The sequence below is a fragment of the Collinsella sp. 4_8_47FAA genome (genome assembly GCF_000763055.1).
Lineage (GTDB): Bacteria > Actinomycetota > Coriobacteriia > Coriobacteriales > Coriobacteriaceae > Collinsella.
In genome coordinates this window covers 334,539-336,287 of sequence record NZ_KN214135.1, presented here as the reverse complement: position 1 = coordinate 336,287, position 1,749 = coordinate 334,539, and the positions used below count along the sequence as shown (strand labels likewise).

Annotated in this window: 3 protein-coding genes; 1 reads left to right on the top strand and 2 read right to left on the bottom strand. The window is 60.7% G+C overall.

Annotation, left to right across the window (positions count from 1 at the left end; translation table 11 throughout):
• A partial coding sequence (locus HMPREF9463_RS04830) for an IS3 family transposase (protein WP_148334186.1) occupies positions 1–314 on the top strand: 314 nt, incomplete at its 5' end.
• A gap of 58 nt (positions 315–372) precedes the next feature.
• On the opposite strand, the gene HMPREF9463_RS04825 is transcribed toward HMPREF9463_RS04830, so the two are convergent.
• Together HMPREF9463_RS04825 and HMPREF9463_RS04820 are read right to left on the bottom strand one after the other, a co-directional pair.
• Positions 373–1,140 (bottom strand): mechanosensitive ion channel family protein, encoded by a 768-nt coding sequence (locus HMPREF9463_RS04825; protein ID WP_035137533.1) that lies wholly within the window; start codon positions 1,138–1,140, stop codon positions 373–375.
• A gap of 269 nt (positions 1,141–1,409) precedes the next feature.
• A partial coding sequence (locus HMPREF9463_RS04820; RefSeq protein ID WP_148334185.1) for an IS3 family transposase occupies positions 1,410–1,749 on the bottom strand: 340 nt, incomplete at its 5' end.

Sequence of the window (1,749 nt, the reverse complement as noted above, 5' to 3'; positions counted from 1 at the left end):
CGACGGGGGCGGCGCCGACCATGCACTCGGACATGGGCTGGCAGTACCAGCACGAGTCCTACGCCTCCAGGCTGGAGGGGGCGGGCATCACCCAGAGCATGTCGCGCAAGGGGAACTGCATCGACAACGCCGCCACCGAGCAGCTCTTCGGCCACGTGAAGGACGAGTTCTACCGCGGCAGGGAGTGGGGCAGCTTCGGGGACTTCAAGCGCGACCTGGAGGAGTACATAGACCATTGGAACACGCGGCGCAGGCAGGTAAGATTGAAGGGCCTGACGCCGGAGGAGTTCCGGAACCGGGCCCTTGCGGCGTAGTCGCTATTTGTTCAGTCCAAGTTTCGGGGCGCAGTTCACTGTCCCCTTTGTGGTGGCTTTAGGCGATGATGGGGGCGATGGCGCGGATGCAGGCGTCGGCTGCCGTAAAGGTGGTGCTGTCGTCACTGACGATAAAGATGATCTTGCCCTTGATGCCAAAGTCGCCGATCTCGCTAAAGAGCACGTAGGGCTCCTTGTCAAAGCCCGAGATGGGAAGCACGGCGGCCTTGGTGGCGTCGGTGAGTTCATCTGCCAGCGCGTCCAGTGAAGCCCACTTGGACGTGTCCTTGACCGCGACGGGCACGGCAACGCGCCCAAAGGGCATCAAATGCACGAGCGTGTTCTTGGAGATGTTGGAGTTGGGGACGATGATGGTTTGCCCACAGGCATCCTCAATGGTCGTATGACGCCAGGTGATGTCTTGGACCACGCCCGACACGCCGCCGACCTCGATATTGTCGCCGGGCTTGATGATGCCCATAAAGGTCACCTGCATGCCACCGATAAGGTTTGACAGCGTGTCCTGAAAGCCGAGCGAGATGGCGATGCCGCCGACGCCAAGAGCGGCGACGAGGGCGTTTGCGTTAATGCCAAAGCAGTTGTCGAGGATAAAGCTGCCGCCAATCATCCAGATGATGGCGCGCGCGATGTTGATGAAGATGCTCGATGAAGGGAGTGGGTTATCGTCGCGGCTAAGCAGGTGGTGCAGGGTCTTGGACGCGACCTTGGCGGCAACGGCGGTGCCGATGGCCAAGATACCTGCCCAGATGATGTTGTGGACCCATCGTTGTGCAAAGAAATGAAGAATTGGCTCAAACAATTCCATGTAGGGAAACCTCCTAATGATCGTCCAACCATGATACCCACCAAAAGCCCGTCCGATCACATCGGACGGGCTTCTGTGCTTGATATAAGGTCTGCACGGCGGGGCTGCAAGGCCCGGCGGTGTAGCTTAGCGGCGGCGCTTCCAGATCAACGCAGTGGCTAACGCGAGGCGAGGGAGTCTTTTCATGGCAGTCTCCTTAGACCTTAACAAAAACCACCACAAAGGTGCCAGTGAACTGCGCCCCGAAACTTGGACTGAACAAATAGCGACTACGCCGCAAGGGCCCGGTTCCGGAACTCCTCCGGCGTCAGGCCCTTCAATCTTACCTGCCTGCGCCGCGTGTTCCAATGGTCTATGTACTCCTCCAGGTCGCGCTTGAAGTCCCCGAAGCTGCCCCACTCCCTGCCGCGGTAGAACTCGTCCTTCACGTGGCCGAAGAGCTGCTCGGTGGCGGCGTTGTCGATGCAGTTCCCCTTGCGCGACATGCTCTGGGTGATGCCCGCCCCCTCCAGCCTGGAGGCGTAGGACTCGTGCTGGTACTGCCAGCCCATGTCCGAGTGCATGGTCGGCGCCGCCCCGTCGGGCAGGGGCCTCGAGGAGCCGGTCGAG